Origin of the sequence: Pseudomonas sp. YuFO20 (assembly GCF_035064975.1) — a bacterium.
In the GTDB taxonomy this organism is placed as follows: domain Bacteria; phylum Pseudomonadota; class Gammaproteobacteria; order Pseudomonadales; family Pseudomonadaceae; genus Aquipseudomonas; species Aquipseudomonas putida_AE.
On sequence record NZ_JAXDEO010000199.1, the window covers coordinates 1 to 401 of the forward strand.

At 62.1% G+C, this 401-nt stretch carries 1 pseudogene; it reads left to right on the forward strand.

The features are described from left to right. Positions 1-401, forward strand: a pseudogene (glmU, locus tag SOP85_RS31255) (bifunctional UDP-N-acetylglucosamine diphosphorylase/glucosamine-1-phosphate N-acetyltransferase GlmU); the annotation flags it as partial.

The window sequence follows — 401 nt, forward strand, 5'->3', positions numbered from 1 at the left end:
TGCTGCAGGCCGAGCAATTGGGTACCGGCCATGCAATGCAGCAGGCCGCGCCGCACTTTGCCGACGATGAAGACGTGCTGATGCTGTACGGCGACGTGCCGTTGATCTCCGTGGATACGCTGCAACGCCTGCTGGCGGCCAAACCGCAGGGCGGTATCGGTCTGCTGACGGTCAAGCTGGACGATCCGAGCGGCTACGGCCGCATCGTGCGCGAGCAGGGCAACGTGGTGGGCATCGTCGAACACAAGGATGCCAGCGAGGCGCAGCGCCAGATCAACGAGATCAATACCGGCATCCTGGTGGCGAACGGGCGCGATCTGAAGCGCTGGCTGGGGATGTTGAATAACGACAACGCACAGGGCGAGTTTTACATCACCGATATCATTGCGTTGGCCCATGCC